The organism is Klebsiella sp. WP3-W18-ESBL-02, assembly GCF_014168815.1.
GTDB classification, from domain to species: Bacteria; Pseudomonadota; Gammaproteobacteria; order Enterobacterales; family Enterobacteriaceae; genus Kluyvera; species Kluyvera ascorbata_B.
Map to the genome: position 1 here is coordinate 1,855,845 of NZ_AP021972.1, position 21,981 is coordinate 1,877,825.

Sequence of the window (21,981 nt, forward strand, 5' to 3'; positions counted from 1 at the left end):
GTTATTCCGTTGCCGATTGTCGGGGTTGACGTGAAAAACGCAGACGCAGACGATCGAAGAACAGATATACCACCGGCGTGGTATAGAGCGTTAACAGCTGGCTCATCGCCAGCCCACCGACGATCGTAATCCCCAGCGGCTGGCGCAGTTCTGAACCATCGCCCCCCGAGAGCACCAGCGGCAGTGCGCCAAACAGCGCCGCCAGCGTGGTCATCATAATCGGGCGGAAACGCAGCAGGCAGGCCTGGAATATCGCCTGCTCCGGCGGCAGATTGCCGTTTCGCTGCGCCTCAAGGGCGAAGTCGACCATCATGATGGCGTTTTTCTTCACAATGCCAATTAATAGCATGATCCCGATTAAGGCAATTAGGCTGAACGGGGCATTGAACAGCTCCAGCGCCAGCAGCGCCCCGACGCCAGCCGAGGGCAGGGTAGAGAGAATGGTCAGCGGGTGGACGTAGCTTTCGTACAGAATACCCAGCACGATATAGACCGTGGCAATGGCGGCGATAATCAGGATCACCTGCGAGTTCATCGTATCCTGGAACACCTGCGCCGTCCCGGCAAACGAACCGCGAACCGTTGAGGGGACGCCAAGCTGCGTCATGGTACGGTTAATCGCATCGCTGGCTTCTGACAGCGATTTCCCGGTCGGCAGGTTGAAGGAAACGGTTGAGGCTGCTGACAGCCCCTGGTGGTTAACCGACAGCGGGGCGTTTGCCGGCTGCCATTTAGCAAAGTAGGACAGCGGGATCGCTTTGCCTTCGCCGTTGATGACAAACATTTTATCCAGCGCGCTGACGTCCTGGGTATAGACCGGGTCGACCTCCATCACCACTTTGTACTGGTTCAACGGCTGATAGATAGTGGATATCTGTCGCTGACCGAAGGCGTTGTTCAGCAGGCTGTTGGCGGCTTCCACGCTGATGCCCAGCCGCGACATCGTTTCCCGATCGTAGACCAGGTCCATTTCCGCGCCGTTGTCCTGCTGATCCGAGTTGACGTCCGCCAGTTCCGGCAGCGCGGCCAGCGCTTTGCGGATCTTAGGCTCCCATTCGCGCAGGGCGCTAAGATCGTCCGACAGCAGCGTGTACTGGTAGCTGGCGTTGGCCTGACGGCCGCCGACGCGGATATCCTGTACCGCCATTAAGAACAGGTTCGCGCCCGGCTCTTTGGCGAGCTTTTTACGCAGCCGATCGATAATCTGCTGCGCCGATGCCTGACGTACGTCGCGCGGTTTGAGGGTGATAAACATCATGCCGCTGTTCACGCGCGAGCCGCCGGTAAAGCCGGTGACGTTATCTACCGCCGGATCCTCACGGATAATTTTCATAAAATCCTGAAGCTTACCGCGCATCGCCTGGAAAGAGATGCTCTGGTCGGCCTGAATGCCGCCCATCAGTACGCCGGTATCCTGCTCCGGGAAAAAGGTTTTGGGGATTGAGATGTACAGCCATATGTTCAGCGCGATGGTGGCAAGGAACACGACGCCCACCAGCCGGGCGTGCGCCAGCACCCAGTGCAGCGATTTGGCATAGCCGCGCTGCATGGCAATCAGCAGGCGGCCGATGCCTTTGTTACGGTTAGGGGTATGCGCTCGGCTGGATTTCAGCATCCAGCCGCACATCATCGGCGTGAGGGTCAGCGAGACGGCGAGCGAAATCCCGATCGCGACCGACAGCGTCACGGCAAACTCACGCAGCAGCCTGCCGGGCAGGCCGCCCATCAGCAGCAGCGGCAGGAACACCGCCACCAGCGACACGCTCATCGACAGCACGGTAAAGCCGACTTCACGGCTACCCTGCAGCGCTGCCTGTAGCGGTTTCATGCCCGCTTCCAGGTGGCGGGAAATGTTCTCCAGCACCACGATGGCATCATCCACCACAAAGCCGGTGGCGATGGTCAGCGCCATCAGGGACAGGTTGTTGAGGCTAAAGCCGCAAAGGTACATGGCGGCGAAGGTGCCGATAAGCGACACCGGTACCGCGACCGCCGGAATCAGCGTCGCGCGGCCGGATCGCAGGAACAGGAACACCACCAGAATCACCAGCGCCACCGAAATCACCAGCGTCTGTTCCACTTCTTCGAGTGAGGCGCGAATGGTCGGGGAACGGTCCTGAGCGATTTGCAGGTCAATGGCCGCCGGAATGGTCTGCTGAAGTTCCGGCAGCTCGGCGCGGATCCGGTCAACGGTGTCGATAATATTGGCTTCCGGCAGCTTGCGGATCATCAGCAGAATGGCCGGTTTGGCGTTGGTCATCCCGGCGTTGCGCACATCCTGTACCGAGTCGCTGACCGTTGCCACGTCGCCCAGACGCACCGCTGCGCCGTTGTTATAGTGCACAATCAGCGGCTGATATTCGGCCGCTTTTTTCAGCTCATCGTTGGTTTGCACCTGCCAACGCTGGGTACTGTCGTCAATGGCCCCCTGCGGCTTGCGCACGTTAGCGTTGCTGATGGCGGTGCGTACCGCATCCAGCGACACGCCCTGGTTAAACAGCGCCTGCGGATTGAGGTCGACGCGAACGGCGGGCAACGAGCTACCGCCAACGTCTACATCGCCGACGCCGTCAATCTGCGCGATGCTTTGCGCCAATTGGGTGGAAGCGAAATCGTACAGTTCGCCCTGCGAGTAGGTGTCCGAGGTCAGCGTCAGGATCATAATCGGCGAATCTGACGGATTGGCCTTGCGGTAGGTCGGACGGCTCGGCATGCCGCTCGGCAGCAGGTTTTGCGCGGCGTTGATCGCCGCCTGCACGTCACGCGCAGCGCCGTTGATGTCGCGGTCGAAATTAAATTCCAGAATGATTCGCGTGCTGCCCAGCGAACTGCTGGAGGTCATTTCGTTCACGCCCGCAATACGCCCCAACGACCGCTCCAGCGGCGTGGCGACGGACGAGGCCATGGTTTCCGGCGAGGCCCCCGGCAGCGAGGCGCTGACCATTATCACCGGGAAATCGACTTGCGGCAGCGGCGCGACCGGCAGTAGACGAAAGCCCAGCACGCCGCACAGCGTGATGGCGACGGAAATCAAAATCGTCGCTACCGGGCGGTAAATGAAGAGCGCAAAAAATTTCACTTACGCTTCCTCTTCACGGTGCGGGAATCGGCTTTTCAGGTACAGCGACAGACGATCGAACAGCAGGTAGATAACCGGCGTGGTGAACAGCGTCAGCACCTGGCTAACCAGCAGCCCGCCGACCATACCGATCCCCAACGGGCGACGCAGTTCGGCGCCGACGCCGGTACTCAGCATCAGCGGCAGTGCGCCGAGCAGGGCGGCCAGCGTGGTCATCAGAATAGGGCGAAAACGCAGCAGGCAGGCCTGATAGATAGCTTCTCGCGGCGCCATCCCTTGTTCGCGTTCGGCGGCGAGCGCAAAGTCGATCATCATGATTGCGTTTTTCTTCACGATGCCGATCAACAGAATTATCCCGATGATGGCGATCACGTCCAGCTCGTTGCCCGCAATCATCAGCGCCAGCAGGGCGCCGACGCCTGCCGTCGGCAGGGTCGAGAGAATGGTGATCGGGTGAATAAAGCTTTCATACAGTACGCCCAGCACAATGTACATCGCGACGACCGCCGCAACCACCAGCCAGACGGTGCTGCTGAGCGCCGACTGGAAGGCGAGGGTGCTGCCCTGGAACTCGGTGCGGATATCGGCCGGGAAATTCAGCGTTTTCTCCGAGTCCATGATTGCCTGCACCGCGTCACCCAGCGAATAGTTATCCGGCACGTTGAACGAGATGGTGGTCACCGGGAACTGATCGAGATGATTGATCGACAGCGGCGCAAAGCGCTGCTCAACCTTAGCAATGGCGGTCAGCGGTACGATGCCGCCGTCGCTGCTGGTCAGGCGCACGTTATCCAGCGCCGCCAGCCCCGGCGTTGCGCGGGTGTCATGCTCCAGCACCACGCGGTACTGGTTGGCCTGGGTGTAAATGGTTGAAATCAGCCGCTGGCCAAAGGCGTTGTACAACGCGTTGTCGACGTCGGCCATTGAAATGCCGAGACGGCTGGCGCTGTCGCGGTCAACGTTAACGTAGGCGACCAGCCCTTTGTCCTGCCAGTCGCTGCTGACGTCGGAAAGCTGCGGCAGCGTCTGCAGTTCGGCCATCAGCTGCGGAACCCACTCGCTCAGCGCGTCCAGCGAATTGGCCTGCAGCGTAAACTGGTACTGGGTGCGGCTGACGGTGGTGTCGATGGTTAAATCCTGCGTCGGCTGTAAATACAGCTCGACCCCGGGAATGCGGTCAACCGATTGCTGCAGGCGGCCGATGACCGTCTGAACGCGGTCATCGCGTTCGCTGAGCGGTTTGAGGTTAATTTGCAGACGTGCGCTGTTTAGCGCCGGGTTGGTGCCGTCGACGCCCACAAAGGAGGTCAGACTTTCTACCGCCGGGTCTTTCAAAATGGCGTCAGCCACCGTTTGCTGACGTTGCGCCATGCTGGCGAATGAAACCGACTGCGGCGCTTGTAGGGTCCCCTGGATAATGCCGTTATCCTGAATCGGGAAAAAGCCTTTGGGAATCGTTATCCACAGGATAACCGACAGCGCCAGCGTGCCCAGCGCTACGCTCAGCGTCAGCCATGGATGGTTGAGTACGCGCGCCAGCAGATGGCCGTAGACGGCAATCACCCGGTCAAAGAATCGCTCGCTGGCGCGTGAGAACCGATTCTGTTTGCGCAGTGATTCGTGGCTCAGCATCCTTGCGCACATCATCGGCGTCAGGGTTAACGACACCACCGCGGATATCAGTATCGCCACCGCGAGAGTGACAGCAAATTCACGGAACAGACGACCGACAATATCGCCCATAAACAGCAGCGGGATCAGCACTGCGATCAGGGAGAAGGTCAGTGAGATGATGGTAAAGCCAATCTCGCCCGCGCCTTTCAGCGCCGCGGCCATCGGTTTCTCGCCCTTTTCGATATAGCGTGAGATGTTCTCGATAACCACAATCGCATCATCGACCACGAAGCCGGTGGCGATAGTCAGCGCCATTAACGTCAGGTTGTTGATAGAGAAGTCGAGAAACACCATGACCGCAAACGTGCCGACCAGCGACAGCGGTACGGCGACCCCGGGAATGATCGTCGCCGGGACGTTACGCAGGAACAGATAAATAATCATGACCACCAGCGCAATCGCCAGCATCAGTTCGAACTGCGTGTCGGACACTGAAGCGCGAATGTTGGTGGTGCGGTCAGAGAGCACCTCAACGTTGACTGATTTCGGCAAACTTTCGGTCAGCTGCGGCAGCATCTGACGAATGCTGTCCGCGGTCGAGATGATATTCGCGCCCGGCTGACGTTGCACGTTCATCACGATGGCCTGTTTTTTATTGGCCCACGCGCCAAGCCAGGTATTCTCTGCACCTTGCTCAATGGTCGCTACGTCGCCAAGGCGAATTGGCGCGCCGTTTTTATAGGCGACGATCAGCTGACGGTATTCCTGCGCGGACTGCATCTGATCGTTTGCCGAAAGCGTTACCGCGCGCGCCGGGCCGTCGAGGCTGCCTTTTGCGGAGTTGACGTTGGCGCTGGTGATGGCGGTGCGAATATCTTCGCTGGTCAGCCCCAGTGCGGCAATGGCCTGAGCGTTGAGCTTCACGCGCACCGCCGGACGTTGGCCGCCCGCCAGCGTGACCAGCCCGACGCCGGAGACCTGGGAGATTTTCTGCGCTACGCGGGTTTCCACCATATCTTCCACTTCCGTCATCGGCGTGGCGGACGAGGTGACGGCGAGGGTCATTATCGGCGGATCCGCCGGGTTGACCTTGCTGTAAACCGGTGGATTAGGCAGATCGCTCGGCAACAGGTTGGTGGCGGCGTTAATCGCCGCCTGCACTTCCTGCTCGGCGACGTCCAGCGGGAGCGTCAGCTGGAACTGAAGGGTGACGACCGATGCGCCGCCGGAGCTCTGCGACGACATCTGCTTGAGGCCGGACATCTGGCCAAACTGACGCTCAAGCGGCGCGGTAATCGCCGACGTCACCACATCCGGGCTGGCGCCCGGATACAGGGTGACGACCTGAATGGTCGGATAGTCCACTTCCGGCAGCGCGGAAACGGGCAGGAAACGGTAGCCGATGATCCCGGCCAGCAGGATCGCCACCATCAGCAGGGTGGTGGCGACCGGGCGCATAATAAACAGGCGGGATGGGCCGCCAGTATTGCTCGGCGGTAATACTTGCATCAGCCACGCGCTCCTTTATGGCCCGCAGAGCGGCCCTCGGCGGCGGCCGGTTTCTCCGCATTGGCGGTAGCGGCATCGTGGGCGGTAACGACTTCCACTTTCGCACCTTCGGTTAAGCGGTCAATACCGTCGGTCACCACGCGATCGCCCGCGGAGAGCCCGGCGTCGACGACCACTTTCTGGCTATCCTGAATCCCCGGCGTCACGGTGTGTTTGCTGACCTTGTTGTCGCTGTTCAGCACCCAGACAAAGTGGCCATCGTTACCCATTTGCAGCGCAGCGGCAGGGATTACCACCGCATTTTGCTGGGTATCGACCAGCATACGGGCGTTAACAAACTGGTTCGGGAACAGGGCATCGTCCTGGTTGTTAAAACGCGCTTTCAGCTTGATGGTGCCGGTGGTGGCGTCAATCTGGTTGTCGAGGCTCAGCAGCGTGCCGTCGCTGAGTTTGCGTTTGTTGGTGCGATCCCACGCTTCCACCGCCAGCGTTTGCCCGGCTTTTTGTGCCGCCACGACGGTTGCGATATCATTTTCCGGCAGGGTGAAGACCAGATCGATAGGGTGCGTTTGCGTCAGCACCACGATGCCGGTGGTGTCGCCGCTGGAGATCTGGTTGCCGATATCGACCTGTTTCAGACCTACGCGGCCGTCGATCGGTGCGGTGATACGGCTCCAGTCAAGCTGCAGCTGCGCGCTGGCGACGGCGGCTTCGTCGGCCTTAATCGTACCTTCGGTTTCGCTGACCAGCGACTGCTGGGTATCCAGCTCCTGGCGCGAAACCAGGTTGGTTTTTGCCAGCTGCTGATAGCGGGCCAGATCGCGGCGCGCGTTGGCCAGCGTTGCTTTGTCTTTAGCCAACTGACCCTGCGCCTGAGCGAGCGCGACTTTAAACTGACTAGGATCGATTTCTGCCAGCAGATCGCCGGCTTTGACCTGCTGGCCTTCCTGGAAGTGAATGGCTTTGAGCTGCCCGTCGACGCGGCTACGCACGGTCACGGTGTTGGCGGCCGTAATGGTACCCAGCCCGCTGAGGTAGCGCGGAACGGCTTCGCTGGTGGCGGTTGCGGCCTGTACCGGCGCGAGTGCGCCGCCAAAACGCCCGCCGTGACGTCCACCACCGGCCGGGGCGGCCCCTGCCGGTTTCGCTGCGCCTGAAGTGTCGGAATTGCTGCTGAAATGCCAGATGCCTATCGCCCCAGCGGCCACTACCAGCACGGCCAGCGCTACTCGCCAGCGAATCTTATGACTGCCTTTCATTGTTATACGTGTCTCGTCCTGAATCATTCCACGAAATGATACTAGTTTAGTAACGGAACGCTCAGAAAAAATGGAGGAAATATGAAAGACGGAAGGAATCGTCTGAATCGCGTCAGCTTTACGAGCCGCCTCGCAATCCCCAACGATGAAAAACCGCGCCGCCGCCGCACGTGCTACCGTCGGCGGCGTTTAGCAGGGCGCTAAAACAGGAAAGCCCCTCCTGACGAAGGGGCCTTTTATAAGGAAAGGGTTATGATGAGGTACTTCATCATACTGGTGATACTCTTAGTGATTAGCTTACCGGCTTACTAAGACACCAGGGGGAGGAGAAATCCTCCCTTACCCTCATTCCTTTACCATAGGTCGAAAAAACAACGAAGTCAACGGCGAACCATCAGGCGAAGACCACCTGCGCCCAGCGTGCCAGACCGGCGGTTACCGAGCCAAAATCGTCGCCGCCGGCAATCGGAATGCCGGGCAGCTGTTGGGCCAGCGCTTTCTTAATCAGCGGCGAGCGGGCGCTGCCGCCGGTTAAGTAGATGACGTCCGGTTTTTCGCTGCTGTTTTCCAGCGCCAGCTGTACCTGCTCAAGAATGCGGGTCAGCGGCTGGTTCAGCGCCGTTTCAAGACCGTCCTGGCTGATGGCGGTCGCCAGTTCATCGCTGATAAACGGCAGTGAGGTTGCGATGTGTTCGCTTTCGGACAATGCAATTTTGCTCTCTTCCGCGCTACGCACCAGACGGTAGCTTAACCGCTGCTGCCACACTTTATAGAGCAGCGCGACTTTATCGGCGTCGCGGGCGTCACGCGCCAGATCGCGCAGCAGGCGGCCGTTGGCGGCGCTGTAGAAGTCGGTTTGCGCCGGCACGTCGTTAATCGCGACCGCGTTCCACCACGGCAGGATCGGCAGGGCGATGCCTTTTTCCGTTTCGCCGCCCATGCCGAGCAGCGGCATCAGGCTTTTGAACGCCAGCGCGATATCCAGATCGTTACCGCCAACGCGGCAGCCGCTGTGGCCGAGCAGGCTCTGCTCGCGGTCGTGACGGGCGCGCCACTGCGGCCCCATCAGCAGCACCGAGCAGTCGGTTGTCCCGCCGCCGATATCCACCACCAGCACCCGTTTTTCCTCGCTGAGGCTGGCTTCAAAATCCAGCCCGGCAGCTACTGGCTCATACTGGAAAACCACGTCGCGGAAACCGGCGCGTTTCGCCGCACGCTGCAGAATACCTACCGCCTGCGCGTTGGCTTCATCGCCGCCCAGCCCCTGGAAGTTAATCGGGCGGCCAATCACCGCCTGCTCGATGGTATCCTGCAGCTGCGACTGCGCCTGCTGGCGAATATGCAGCATCATCGAACACACTAAATCTTCGAAAACGGCAACCTGCTGCGGCTTCAGGCCGCTGGCGCCGAGGAAGGATTTCGGTGACTTCACGAAGTACACCTCTTCCGGGTCATCGATATACTGTTTGAGCGATGCCAGGCCAAACTGCACGCTGTTGCTCAGGACGTCGATATCTTCATCGCGGTTGTAGTTCATCGCGCGGCGCAGCAGGGCCAGGGTTTCATCGCCCGTGGCCGGTACCTGATGATGGCGATACAGCCATTCGCTGACCGCTTCGCGGGTCGGCGCTGACAGCATCGACGGCAGCAGGGTGCTGCCGTTCTCCATCATCAGCATGCGCGGCGCGCCGTCCTGCATCACGGCGATAGAGCAGTTCGCCGTCCCGTAGTCAAAACCAATAAACACGTCAATCATCCCCATGCCAGTGAAGAAAGGGGGGCGACTTTAGCGGAATGTGGGGATGGCGGCAACTGGAATATGAAAGCAAGGTTTTCGCGTTGATTAGCGGCTATGCTGTCACGCTACGCCCGTTGTCTTAAGATAAGGAGACTCGATGTTTGAACTGCCCTGGCGAGCGCCGTACGACTGGCGCTGGATGTTTGGTTTTTTACAGGCGCGTGCCGTTGCGGGAATCGAGCATTTTCATGCGCACAGCTATACCCGTAGCTGGCGCTGCGGGCCACATTGTGGGCTTATCACCATGACGCCGGACGACGTGCAGCAACGGCTTCGGGTGACGCTGTCCGCCGGGCTGCTGCCGGTGGCGGACGAGGCCTTAGCAGGCGTCACGAGGCTGCTGGATTTGCACTGCGATCCGCAGCAGGTGCAGCGCGCGCTGGGGGCGCTGGCGGCAGGGAGGCCGGGGCTGCGCTTGCCCGGCGCATTTGATGCCTTCGAGCAGGGCGTGAGGGCGATTCTTGGCCAACTGGTGAGCGTGAAAATGGCCGCGCGGCTGGCGGCAAAAGTGGTGGCGCTGTACGGCGAACCGCTGGCGCAGACGGACGGCTTTGCTTTATTTCCTACACCGGAGCGGCTGGCGGCGGGTGACCCACTGGCGCTGAAGGCGCTGGGAATGCCGCTCAAGCGCGCTGAAGCGCTAATCCATTTTGCCCGCGCGGCGGCCAGCGGCGAACTGCCGCTGACCCTGCCGGATGATGTCGAGCAGGCGCTTCGTGCGCTCCAGCAGTACCCGGGAATCGGCCGCTGGACTGCAAACTACTTTGCGCTGCGCGGTTGGCAGGCGCAGGATATTTTCCTGCCGGACGATTATCTGATTAAACAGCGCTTTCCCGGTATGACGCCCGCGCAGATTCGCCGCTACGCCGAGCGCTGGCAGCCGTGGCGCTCCTACGCGTTATTGCATATCTGGTATGCAGACGGCTGGTCGCCGACCTGACGCGGCGGGCTGTACACCGTCACGATGCCGCGGCCGTTATGCTTCGAGGCATAGCAGGCGGAATCGGCCTGCACAAGCACGTCGGCCAACTGAGCGTTGTGCTCATGGATCAACGTCAGTCCGGCACTGGCGCCGATGCGGTGCCGACGGCCGGCCCAGGTAAACTCGTAATGTTTGATGGCTTCAACAATGCGCTCGGTTGCATTCAGCGCCTGCTCGGTAGAGCAGTGGCGCAAAATAAAGCCGAACTCATCGCCGCCGAGGCGTGCCAGAATATCGCTCGGCCGCAGCTGTGAGCGCATCAGCCCGGCGATTTCATGCAGCAGGGCATCACCGGCGGCGTGGCCAGCGCTGTCGTTGACCGCCTTGAAGAAGTCGAGATCCAGCATGATCAACGCGTGCGATTGGTGGCCGCCCGGTAGCGCCGTCAGCAGCGCTTTAAGCTGGCTTTCGAAGCTTGAACGGTTGGGCAGGCCGGTCAGCGCATCGTGACTGGCGTTATAGCTCAGCTGACGCAGCAGGCGGCGTGACTCGGTTACGTCCTGGATAACCAGCACAAAACCAATATGCTCGCCTTCCTGGGTGCTGAGCGGCGTCATGCTGTGGTGAATATCGAAGCTGCCTCCGTAGCGGTTATGCAGCACTTTATTCAGTTCGATATCGCTATCGAGGTTTTCGTCGCTGTACAGATTTTCCAGCGACGGCCCCTTATCGCCAAAGGTAATATTCAGCACCTCGCGCAGCGATTTTCCCTGGGCTTCCGCCTGCGACCAGCCGCTGATTTTCTCGGCGACCGGGTTCATAAAGGTGATGTTCTGCTGGCTGTCGGTACTGATCACTGCTTCACGAATGGAATCCAGCGTAATGTGCAGTCGCTCTTTTTCCTGGAACAGCGCTTCGTTGTTGTGGGTAATCTCTGCCATCAGGCGCTTGTTGGCCTCGCGGCTTTTTTTCAAGTCGTTGATGTCTTCAATCTGCTGGATAAAGTACAGCGGCGTACCGTCGTTGTTGCGTACCAGCGAGACCGCCAGCAGCGCCCAGACCGCTTCACCCTGACGCGTGCGGTAGCGTTTTTCCAGCGAATAGCTCTCAATTTCACCGCGCACCAGACGGTCTAACTGTACCAGGTCCTGCGGTAAATCTTCCGGCCAGGTGACCTGCTGGAAGGTCATGTGATGCAGCTCGTCCGGGGTGTAACCCAGAAAGACGCCCAGCGCTTTATTCACCTGTAGCCACTGACCATAGGCGTCGACCACCGCCATACCGACCGCCGAGTATTCCATCGCGTTGCGAAAACGGGTTTCGCTTTCCGTAATACGGCGTCGCTCGCTGTACACCGCGTACATGGCGATACTCATCACGCCGGTAGGCAGCAGCACCATCAGGAACGGCAGCCCCAGCATATTGCTTAACCGGTAGCTGTTAAGTGTGTTTACGATGATCTCCTGCACCAACGGGTGCTGCGCAGAGAGCGTCAATACCGTCATAATGGTCAGCAGAAAAATCAGGAAGGCTTCAATGCGCGGTAGCCGCACTGCGCTCCACATCATCAGCACCATAATGAAGGTGAACGGCCAGGGCATGTACAGCATGGCAATCACGCTTAGTGCCAGCGTGAGGATGGCGGTCAGTAGGGTTGATGCCAGCAGCGTGCGGTTGCGATAGCGCTGGAAATAATCCGGGCGGATCAGTAGCCCCAGCGGCACCAGCGCCAGCGCACCGGCGGCGTCCGACAGCATCCACACTACCAGGGTCTGGAAAGCGTTGTCGCCGGGCGTCCAACTGGCGACCAGGATGCCGCCCAGGAACGGGGGAATCAGCGCCGCGGCAATCGCCATTTGCGTCCAGTCGGCTAAATTTTTCAGCGGATTATCATCCACCAGCCAGCGGCGCAGCAGTAGCGCACCCACCAGCGCCTCCATCAGATTTGCCAGCGGATAAAACAGCCCGACCTGTGCAGGGCCATCAACGGCGGTAGCGGCGATGATCCCCAGTACGCCAGCGATGCCAATACAGGGCCACAGCGTGCTGTTAAAACGGTAGAACGCCGCCGTCATGATGGCCGTTGGGAACCAGACCGGCGAGAGCTCGTTGGGTACGCGCATTAACGACAGTGAAAACAGGGTGAATAAAAACGTCACGACAGTCAGACCAAACAGTATCTGCAACGTGCGTTGCCGCGAGGCGGGGAGGAGAGGGATAAAGCTGGTTTCTTTCTTCATTACCACTGTTTTCCGGAGGCAACCGCTCTCCGGCCATGCCGAGATGAGTGCCGATTATGCAACAACTTTAGCGCTATTTATCAGATCTGTGACACTAATTGACAATAATCGTCAATTAGTTACATCCGTAATATTAATTTCATCAATGTCTTGCGCAGCAGAAACCGACGCGCGGACGTTTCATCTTTTGTCATCACCGATCGATGCATTCGACTGGTATCGTTGCGACGAAATCCCTATAATTGCCGCGTTTGGCGCTGATACACGTGTCTATTCAGATCGTTTCCTCTTGAATAATATTGTCTATTCGTGCCGTCCTTCCTATCATCCAGGTTAATCGGGTCGCAAAATTTATGACTGATAAGTCTCATCAGTGCGTCATTGTAGGCATTGCCGGCGCATCGGCTTCAGGTAAAAGTCTTATTGCTAGTACGCTGTATCGCGAACTGCGCGAGCAGGTGGGCGATGAGCACATTGGTGTCATTCCTGAAGACAGCTATTACAAAGACCAAAGTCATCTGTCCATGGAAGAGCGGGTTAAAACCAACTACGACCACCCGAACGCGATGGACCACAGCCTGCTGTTTCAGCATCTGCAAACGCTGAAACGCGGCAACCCTATTGAACTGCCGGTTTACAGCTACGTTGACCACACCCGCACGCAGGAAACGATCCACATCGAACCGAAAAAAGTGATCATCCTTGAGGGGATCCTGCTGCTGACCGACGCGCGTCTGCGCGAAGAGATGAACTTCTCCATTTTCGTTGATACGCCGCTGGATATCTGCCTGATGCGCCGCATCAAGCGCGATGTTAACGAGCGTGGTCGCTCGATGGACTCGGTGATGGCGCAATATCAGAAAACGGTACGCCCGATGTTCCTGCAGTTTATCGAACCGTCGAAGCAGTATGCCGATATCATCGTTCCGCGCGGCGGCAAAAACCGTATTGCTATCGACATTCTGAAAGCGAAAATTAGCCAGTTTTTTGAATAACTCACACGAATTGTGTAACGTGCAATAAGGGCCCTTAACCGTGATGGAAGAGGGCAGTCGTACAAAAGGAGAGTGATATGCGTCTGTGTGACCGAGATATAGAAGCCTGGCTGGATGAAGGCCGACTGGCGATTAACCCGCGTCCGCCGATTGAGCGTATCAATGGTGCCACCGTTGACGTGCGGTTAGGCAACAAGTTTCGCACCTTCAGCGGCCATACCGCCGCCTATATTGATTTAAGCGGGCCGAAGGCGGAAGTTAGCGCGGCGCTGGATCGCGTAATGAGCGAAGAGATTGTGCTGGCCGAAGGCGATGCCTTCTACCTGCATCCGGGTGAACTGGCGCTGGCGGTCACGCTGGAGTCGGTGACGCTGCCGGCGGATCTGGTGGGCTGGCTTGACGGCCGTTCCTCGCTGGCGCGTCTGGGGCTGATGGTGCACGTCACCGCGCACCGCATCGATCCCGGCTGGTCGGGCTGCATCGTGCTTGAATTCTACAACTCCGGCAAGCTGCCGCTGGCGCTGCGTCCGGGAATGCTGATTGGCGCGCTGAGCTTCGAACCGCTGTCGGGTCCGGCGGATCGCCCGTATAACCGTCGTGAAGACGCTAAATATCGCGATCAGCAGGGTGCGGTTGCCAGTCGTATTGATAAAGACTGAACCAGCGCAACGCGGGTGAGGGTGCCATGAGAAGAATATTAACGACGCTGATGATTCTGCTGGTGGTACTGGTTGCCGGCCTGTCATCGCTGGTGCTGCTGGTCAATCCTAACGACTTCCGCAGCTATATGGTGAAGCAGGTGGCCGAGCGCAGCGGATACCAGCTGCAGCTTGAGGGCGGCCTGCGCTGGCACGTCTGGCCGCGGCTGAGCATTCTGGCCGGCCGGATGGCCCTTACCGCGCCCGGCGCCAGCGCGCCGCTGGTGCGCGCTGATAACATGCGTCTTGACGTGGCGCTGCTGCCGTTGCTTTCACATCAGCTGCAGGTGAAGCAGGTGATGTTGAAAGGTGCGGTGGTGCAGCTAACGCCGCAAACCGAAGCTATTCGCGACCAAAACGCACCGGTGGCACCGCAAGGCACCACGCTGCCGCAGGAGCCGGGCGAGCGCGGCTGGTCGTTTGATGTTGCCGGGCTGCAGGTTGTTGATAGCGTGCTGGTGTTCCAGCATGAGGATGACGAGCAGATCACCGTGCGCGATATCCGCCTGCAAATGGAGCAAGATGCCCATCACCAGGCGAGCGTCGATTTCTCCGGTCGCATTAATCGCGACCAGCGTGATTTATCCCTTAATTTCTCCGCTCAGGTTCAGGCCGGCAACTATCCGCAAAGTCTTGAGGCCCAACTGTCGCAAATCAGCTGGCAGCTGCAGGGCGCCGATCTCCCGTCGCAGGGTATCAGCGGCAGCGGCAGCGTTAATGCCAGCTGGCAGGAAGCCAGCAAGATGCTGAGCTTCAGCGCGCTGAATATGACGGCCAACGACAGCTCGCTGGCAGGCGAGGGCAGCGTGGTGCTCGGCGACGCGCCGGTTTGGTCGCTGAAACTGCAGTCTGACAAGCTTAATCTCGATAATCTGCTGGTGCGGGCCGATATCTTCAGCGGCAGTGGCGGCGGCGCGCAGCAGGCGCAGTCGGCGCCGAAGCTGCCGCGTCCGGTGATTGCCAACGGCGTCAATGTACCGCCTTACAGCGGTTTAACCGGGTTCAGCGGTACGCTGTCCATGGTGGCCAAACAGGTTATCTGGCGCGGTCTGCCGTTCAGCGATGTGGCTATCCAGGCGGATAACCAGCGCGGTCTGCTGCGTGTTTCCCAGCTTGAAGGTTCGCTGGCCGGCGGGCAGATTTCGCTGCCGGGCACGCTGGACGCCCGCGACGGTACGCCGCAGGCGACGTTCCAGCCGAAGCTCGATAATATTGAAATCGGCAGCCTGTTAAAGGCCTTTAATTACGCCATTAACATGACCGGTAAAATGTCGCTGGCAGGGGACTTCTCCGGTTCGGTGATTGATGCCAACCACTTCCGCCGCGACTGGCAGGGGCAGGCGAACCTTGAGATGAAAAATACCCGCACCGAGGGGCTGAACTTCCAGCAGCTGGTGCAGCAGGCCGTTGAGCGCAGCACCGACGTGCGCGCGCAGGAGAACGATGACAACGCTACGCGTCTGGATGAAATGAGCACCGACATCGATCTCGATAACGGCGTGCTGACGCTCAATAACCTGCAGGGCAAATCGTCGCTGATTCAGTTAACCGGTAAAGGGACGCTCAATCTGGTGAAAGAAGAAGGTGACATGCAGTTTGGTATTCAGGTTGTTGACGGCTGGCAGGGTCAGGGCCGACTCATCGATATTCTGAAATCGACGGCCATCCCACTGCGCGTTTACGGTAAGTGGGAGGCGCTAAATTACAGCCTGCAGGTTGATCAAATTCTGCGTCGCCAGCTGCAAAACGAAGCGAAACGCCGCTTAAATGATTGGGCGGAGCGTAATAAAAATACGCAGTCCGGTAAGGACGTCAAACAGCTGTTAAATCAGCCTTAACCCGCTGCCGTTAACCCGGCGTCGCAGCGTTCAACCGCGCGACGCCGGAAACGCACTTTACACTTCGTAATCCCACTCTTCCTGCGGCTGCGGGATAATCTGGACTTTTTGCACCCTGTGGCTCTCAACCTGTAAGGTTTTCAGCGTCCACCGGCCAATCTGTACCTCTTCGCCGGCTTTAGGAATGCGCTGCAGATGCTCCATGAGCAGCCCGGCAATGGTGTGATACTCGCGCTTTTCATCCAGCGGCAACGGCACATACTGCACCAGGTCTTCCAGCGGCATGTGGCCGTTGGCCGTCCAGCTGCCGTCGGCATTTTTCTGAATATCGTGGCGGGCGTCAATCTCCTCCGCCTCGTTAGGCAGATTGCCAGCAATGGTTTCCGTCACGTCGCTTAAGGTGACCACCCCTTCAACGGAACCGAACTCATCCACCACAAAGGCGAAGTGGGTCCGCGCGTTGCGGAACTGCTCCAGCGCCGACAGCAGCGGCAGCGCTTCCGGGAAGACCAGCGGCTGGCGGATTAATACGCGCAGATCCAGCGGTTCGCCGCGCAGCGACTGCTGCAGCAGATCGATAACGTGCACCACACCGAGCAGGTCTTCTTCATCTTCGCCGCCGGTGACCACCAGACGCGTATGCTGGTTTTTTTCCAGCAGGGCGCGAATGTCGCTTTCCGGGGCGCTAAGGTCGATATGCTCAATATCATGGCGCGAGGTCATAATACTGCTGACGGTGCGCTGATTGAGATTGAGCACGCGCTCAATCATCCGTCGTTCCTGCGGGTCAAAGACCTGCTGGTCATCCTGATCGACCAGCAGCGATGCGGTGCCAGCATCCAGTTCAGCATCCTCTTTTTTGCCGCTTAATAAACGCAGCACCGCATCGGTGGTGCGGCTGCGCAGCGACTGATTGGCGCTCAGGAAGCGGCGTCGGTTGAAGATTGCCAGCTGGTTGAGAAACTCGATCATCACCGAGAAACCAATCGCAGCGTACAGGTAGCCTTTCGGAATGATGACGCCGAAGCCTTCCGCGACCAGGCTAAAGCCGATCATCAGCAGGAAGCTCAGGCACAAAATAACGATAGTGGGGTGGCTGTTCACAAAGCGGGTCAGCGCCTTGCTGGCCAGCAGCATCAGGCTGATGGCGATAATGACCGCAGCCATCATGACCGCCAGATGGTCAACCATCCCGACGGCGGTGATCACCGAATCGAGCGAGAAGACCGCATCCAGCACCACAATTTGCAAAACGACCGGCCAGAAACGTGCTCCGCGCCGCTGCGTTGGACTATCGCTGTCTTTGCCTTCCAGACGCTCGTTGAGCTCCACCGTAGCCTTAAACAGCAGGAAGAAGCCGCCGACCAGCATAATCAGATCGCGAGCGCTGAAGGTGAAGTCGCGGAGGCTAAACAGCGGCTTGGTGAGGGTGACCAGCCACGAAATAGAGGCCAGAAGCAGAAGGCGCATGACCATCGCCAGCATCAGCCCGGTGACGCGCGCCCGGTCGCGCTGGGCAGGCGGCAGTTTTTCCGCCAGGATGGCGATAAACACCAGATTATCAATTCCGAGAACCAGCTCAATGACGACCAGCGTCACGAGTCCCGCCCAAATAGAGGGATCGGCAATCCATTCCATACGTTGGTTAAAACCTTATGTTACAAGACGATTTGATCATGGATAAAGCCGCGGCAAAATGCAACGTCTGCCGGTGATTTATCACGATAAACCTTATGGATATGACGAAAATAATCGGCTGAATTGAATTAAAATAAATAACGAAAAAGATAAATAGCCTATATTGTCAATATAAAGAAAATCCTAAAACTTCAACGTTATTAGGTCTTAATATTATTCTTAAAAATATTTTTTAAGCAGCGGTAACCTTGCCTGCTATTCACTTAGCTGCAACAATTCTTCCGACGCTGAATGGAATAATCATTTACGTACGGCATAAAATAGTCATGCGGATGAGATAATTCCTGTAATTATATATCCAGGAATATTTTCTGCTCATTTCGCAATGACCGTGCTTTCTATAACAATATGAATTTTATGTGAATTGGTAGCTGGAAGCCAAGGGCGGTAGCGTGCCTGAAGGCGTGACGCAAAGCCTGAATTATTCTGTCAATAGCCTGCGGATGAATCCCTGTCTTTTTAGGATATATGCCAATTACATTTCATGGGGAATATCGGCATCGTGGATTTAAAGGTAATCAAAGAGTACGGATTAATTTAATTCGCACAGGATAATTTTCTGCCAAAGTGATAAATAATCAATGATGAAATCCAAACTAAAATTGATGCCATTATTGGTGTCGGTAACCTTGATGAGTGGCTGCACCATCCTTCCCGGCAGCAATATGTCTACCTACGGAAAAGATGTGATTAAGCAGCAGGATGCTGATTATGACATTGGCCGGATGGTGAATGTTTATCCGCTGACCCCGCGCCTGATTGAACAATTACGCCCGCGTCCCAACGTCGCGCAGCCGAACATGTCGCTGGATCAGGAGTTAAGCAATTACCAGTACCGCGTAGGCTCCGGCGACGTGCTGAACGTCACCGTCTGGGATCACCCCGAGCTGACGACGCCGGCGGGGCAGTATCGTAGTTCCAGCGACACCGGCAACTGGGTACAGCCGGATGGCACTATTTTCTATCCCTACATTGGCAAGGTGCAGGTTAAAGGCCGCACGCTGGCGGAAATTCGTCAGACCATCACCCAACGTCTCGCCGCCTACATTACCGATCCTCAGGTGGATGTGAACGTTGCCGCCTTCCGCTCGCAAAAGGTGTATGTCTCCGGGCAGGTGAACAAGTCCGGACAGCAGGCGATCACCAACGTACCGCTGACCGTACTGGATGCGCTTAACGCCGCGGGCGGACTGAGCGAGCTGGCGGACTGGCGCAACGTGGTGTTGACGCATGACGGCAAAGAGCAGCGCATCTCGGTACAGGCGCTGATGCAAAACGGCGATCTGAGCCAGAACCGGCTGCTTTACCCGGGCGATATTCTGTTCGTCCCGCGCAACGATGATCTGAAAGTCTTCGTGATGGGCGAAGTGAAAAAACAGAGCACGCTCAAAATGGACTTCAGCGGCATGACGCTCACCGAAGCGCTTGGCCAGGCCGAGGGGATCGACCTGACCACCTCCGACGCCAGCGGCATCTTCGTGATTCGTCCAACCAAAGCGGGTAACGGCGGCAAAATGGCCAATATTTATCAGCTTGATATGTCCGATGCGACCTCGCTGGTGATGGCGACCAACTTTGTGCTGCAGCCTTACGACGTGGTTTACGTCACGACCGCACCGGTTGCCCGCTGGAACCGTCTGATCAACCAACTGTTGCCGACCATCAGTGGCGTTCGCTACATGACCGACACGGCGAAAGACATTCATACCTGGTAACCATCATGTTTAACAAAATTCTTGTGGTGTGCGTGGGGAACATCTGCCGTTCCCCGACGGCGGAACGCTTGTTGCGCCGTCATCTGCCGACGATGACCATCGAGTCGGCGGGGCTGGGGGCGCTGGTGGGCAAAGCGGCGGATGAGCGTGCCGCCAGCGTTGCTGCCGGACATGCGGTTTCACTTGAGGGGCACCGTGCGCGGCAGCTCTCCGGGCGCATGTGTCGGGATTACGATCTGATTCTGGCGATGGAGAAACGTCACGTTGCCACCCTGCATGAAATGGCGCCCGAGATGCGCGGCAAAGTGATGCTGTTTGGGCATTGGGATAACGAACGCGAAATTCCCGATCCGTATCGCAAAAGCCTGGAGGCGTTTGAAGCGGTGTACCAGTTACTCGACAGGTCTGCCAGCCAGTGGGCGCAGGCACTGAAAGCTCAGCAGGGATAACCATGACAGATAAAGTAAAACAGATAAGTCCGCCGGCTTCGGGCGGTGATGAGATTGATATTGGCCGCCTGGTGGGCACCGTTGTTGAGGGAAAGTGGTGGGTTATTGGCGTTACCGCGGCGTTTGCCGTGGCGGCGATTATCTACACCCTGTTCGCGACGCCGATTTACAGCGCCGATGCGCTGGTGCGTATTGAACAAAATCAGGGCAGCGCGCTGGTGCAGGATATCAGCAACGCGCTGACCAGCAAACCCCCGGCCTCTGAGGCGGAAATCCAGATGATTACCTCCCGCCTGGTGCTGGGCAAAACCGTTGACGATCTGGATCTGGACATCGCAGTCAGCAAGAACACCTTGCCTGTCATCGGGGCCGGGTGGGAGCGGTTGATGGGACGCCAGAATGAGACGGTGAAAGTCACGACCTTCAATCGTCCGGTCGCGATGGCCGACAGCACGTTTACGCTGGAAGTCCTGAGCCCCACCGCCTACCGCTTGAGCAATGATGACGGCTTTAGCGCAGAGGGCAAAGTGGGGGAAGCGTTAAATAAAGATGGTGTATCGCTGGTAGTCGCCGGGATTACCGCCCGTGAGGGCGCGCGTTTTACCGTCACTAAGTACTCCACGCTGGGGATGATTAACACGCTGCAAAACAGCCTGAGCGTGACGGAAGATGGCAAAGATTCCGGCGTGTTGACGCTGACGATGGTGGGGGAGGATAAGGATCGGATCCGCGACATCCTCAACACCATCGCCCATAACTATGTCGCGCAAAACGTGGCACGTAAATCGGAAGAAGCGGCCAAAAGTCTCGAGTTCCTTGAAGTCCAGCTGCCGCAGGTGCGCAGTCAGCTGGATGTCGCGGAGAACAAGCTCAACGCCTACCGTCAGCAGAAAGACTCCGTTGACCTGCCGCTGGAGGCGAAGTCGGTGCTGGACTCGATGGTTAACATCGATGCCCAACTGAACGAACTGACCTTCCGCGAAGCGGAAATCTCCAAGCTTTATACCCGTATTCACCCGGCCTACCGTACTTTGCTGGAAAAGCGCCGTGCGCTGGAAGAAGAAAAGGCGAAGCTGAGCAAACGGGTGACGGCAATGCCGAAAACCCAGCAGGAAATCGTACGCCTGACCCGCGACGTCGAGTCTGGTCAACAGGTTTATATGCAGCTGCTGAATAAACAGCAGGAGTTGAAAATTACCCGCGCCAGCACCGTCGGCGATGTGCGCATCGTCGATCCGGCGATCGCTCAGCCGGGGGTTGTGAAGCCGAAGAAAGCGCTGATCGTTCTGGGCAGTATTATTCTCGGCCTGATGTTGTCGATTGTCGGCGTACTGCTGCGCTCGTTGTTTAACCGAGGGATTGAAAGCCCGCAGACGCTGGAAGAGCGCGGTATCAACGTCTATGCGAGCATCCCGCTGTCGGAATGGCAGAAATCGCGCGATAGCGTCAAAAGCGTGAACGGCGTGAAGCGCTACAAACAAAGCCAACTGCTGGCGGTGGGCAACCCGACCGATCTGGCGATTGAGGCCATCCGCAGCCTGCGTACCAGTCTGCATTTCGCCATGATGCAGGCGTCTAACAACGTGCTGATGATGACCGGGGTCAGCCCGTCTATCGGTAAAACCTTCGTCTGCGCCAACCTGGCGGCGGTCATTAGCCAGACCCATAAACGGGTACTGATGATCGACTGCGATATGCGTAAAGGGTACGCCCACGAGCTGCTTGGCACCGCTAATGATAACGGCCTTTCAGAGGTGCTGGTGGGCAAAACGGCGATTGAGCACTGCGTGAAGAAAACCGCGGTCACAAATCTTGACCTCGTGCCGCGTGGACAGATCCCGCCGAATCCGTCTGAACTGCTGATGGCCGAGCGTTTTAGCGAACTGCTGAAATGGGCGAGTGCGAACTACGACCTGGTGCTGATTGATACCCCACCGATTCTTGCCGTAACCGATGCCGCTATCGTGGGCCGCCATGCGGGCACCACGCTGATGGTGACGCGCTACGCGGTAAACACGCTGAAAGAGGTGGAGACCAGCCTGAGCCGCTTTGAGCAAAACGGCATTGTCGTCAAAGGGGTGATTCTTAACTCGATCTTCCGCCGTGCCACCGGTTATCAGGATTACGGCTACTACGAGTATGAGTATCAGTCGGATTCGAAATAGTC

14 protein-coding genes are annotated in these 21,981 nt (G+C 58.0%); 8 read left to right on the forward strand and 6 right to left on the reverse strand.

The features are described 5' to 3' along the window. Position 1 precedes the first annotated feature (1 nt). From mdtC to H7R56_RS08725, 3 genes are read right to left on the reverse strand one after another with little or no spacing between them, the layout of a single operon-like run. Entirely contained in the window at positions 2-3,079 is a 3,078-nt protein-coding gene (gene mdtC / locus H7R56_RS08715) for a multidrug efflux RND transporter permease subunit MdtC (RefSeq protein ID WP_106929495.1), read from the reverse strand. Continuing rightward, positions 3,080-6,202, reverse strand: a complete 3,123-nt coding sequence (locus tag H7R56_RS08720) for an MdtB/MuxB family multidrug efflux RND transporter permease subunit (RefSeq protein WP_106929497.1) — start codon at positions 6,200-6,202, stop codon at positions 3,080-3,082. After that, the gene (locus tag H7R56_RS08725; protein ID WP_182928579.1) at positions 6,202-7,461 is read right to left on the reverse strand and encodes an MdtA/MuxA family multidrug efflux RND transporter periplasmic adaptor subunit; all 1,260 of its coding nucleotides are present in this window, start codon (positions 7,459-7,461) and stop codon (positions 6,202-6,204) included. The genes H7R56_RS08720 and H7R56_RS08725 overlap by 1 nt, the downstream gene beginning before the upstream one ends. Positions 7,462-7,713: 252 nt before the next feature. On the opposite strand from H7R56_RS08725, the gene H7R56_RS28030 reads away from it, so the two are divergent. Next, positions 7,714-7,773 carry a type I toxin-antitoxin system Ibs family toxin gene (locus tag H7R56_RS28030; RefSeq protein WP_106929583.1) on the forward strand — a complete coding sequence of 20 codons (60 nt, stop codon included), beginning with the start codon at positions 7,714-7,716 and terminating at the stop codon, positions 7,771-7,773. An 82-nt stretch (positions 7,774-7,855) separates the two neighbouring features. On the opposite strand, the gene yegD is transcribed toward H7R56_RS28030, so the two are convergent. Beyond that, positions 7,856-9,208, reverse strand: a complete 1,353-nt coding sequence (gene yegD, locus H7R56_RS08735) for a molecular chaperone (RefSeq protein WP_182928682.1) — start codon at positions 9,206-9,208, stop codon at positions 7,856-7,858. A gap of 148 nt (positions 9,209-9,356) precedes the next feature. Here yegD and alkA point away from each other — a divergent pair, with 148 nt between their 5' ends. Continuing rightward, positions 9,357-10,199 carry a DNA-3-methyladenine glycosylase 2 gene (alkA, locus tag H7R56_RS08740; protein WP_106929500.1) on the forward strand — a complete coding sequence of 281 codons (843 nt, stop codon included), beginning with the start codon at positions 9,357-9,359 and terminating at the stop codon, positions 10,197-10,199. Here alkA and H7R56_RS08745 read toward each other — a convergent pair. Continuing rightward, positions 10,151-12,421 (reverse strand): PAS domain S-box protein, encoded by a 2,271-nt coding sequence (locus H7R56_RS08745; protein WP_182928580.1) that lies wholly within the window; start codon positions 12,419-12,421, stop codon positions 10,151-10,153. The genes alkA and H7R56_RS08745 overlap by 49 nt on opposite strands. A gap of 353 nt (positions 12,422-12,774) precedes the next feature. On the opposite strand from H7R56_RS08745, the gene udk reads away from it, so the two are divergent. From udk to asmA, 3 genes are all read left to right on the forward strand, one after another. Further along, positions 12,775-13,416: a uridine kinase gene (gene udk / locus H7R56_RS08750; protein WP_106929504.1), complete on the forward strand. Its 642-nt coding sequence runs from the start codon at positions 12,775-12,777 to the stop codon at positions 13,414-13,416. Between the two features lie 77 nt (positions 13,417-13,493). Continuing rightward, positions 13,494-14,075 (forward strand): dCTP deaminase, encoded by a 582-nt coding sequence (gene dcd, locus H7R56_RS08755; protein WP_106929505.1) that lies wholly within the window; start codon positions 13,494-13,496, stop codon positions 14,073-14,075. 26 nt (positions 14,076-14,101) lie between these two features. Continuing rightward, complete coding sequence (asmA, locus tag H7R56_RS08760; RefSeq protein WP_106929507.1) at positions 14,102-15,952, forward strand: outer membrane assembly protein AsmA; 1,851 nt, start codon at positions 14,102-14,104, stop codon at positions 15,950-15,952. A gap of 57 nt (positions 15,953-16,009) precedes the next feature. On the opposite strand, the gene H7R56_RS08765 is transcribed toward asmA, so the two are convergent. Further along, complete coding sequence (locus tag H7R56_RS08765) at positions 16,010-17,590, reverse strand: TerC family protein (RefSeq protein ID WP_106929509.1); 1,581 nt, start codon at positions 17,588-17,590, stop codon at positions 16,010-16,012. A gap of 641 nt (positions 17,591-18,231) precedes the next feature. Here H7R56_RS08765 and H7R56_RS08770 point away from each other — a divergent pair. Genes H7R56_RS08770 through wzc form a run of 3 tightly spaced genes read left to right on the forward strand, consistent with a single transcriptional unit; the run spans position 18,232 to position 21,979 of the window. After that, entirely contained in the window at positions 18,232-19,365 is a 1,134-nt protein-coding gene (locus tag H7R56_RS08770; protein ID WP_106929511.1) for a polysaccharide export protein, read from the forward strand. A 5-nt stretch (positions 19,366-19,370) separates the two neighbouring features. After that, complete coding sequence (gene wzb, locus H7R56_RS08775; RefSeq protein ID WP_106929513.1) at positions 19,371-19,814, forward strand: low molecular weight protein-tyrosine-phosphatase Wzb; 444 nt, start codon at positions 19,371-19,373, stop codon at positions 19,812-19,814. Between the two features lie 2 nt (positions 19,815-19,816). Next, positions 19,817-21,979, forward strand: a complete 2,163-nt coding sequence (wzc, locus tag H7R56_RS08780) for a tyrosine-protein kinase Wzc (RefSeq protein WP_106929515.1) — start codon at positions 19,817-19,819, stop codon at positions 21,977-21,979. Positions 21,980-21,981 lie beyond the last annotated feature (2 nt).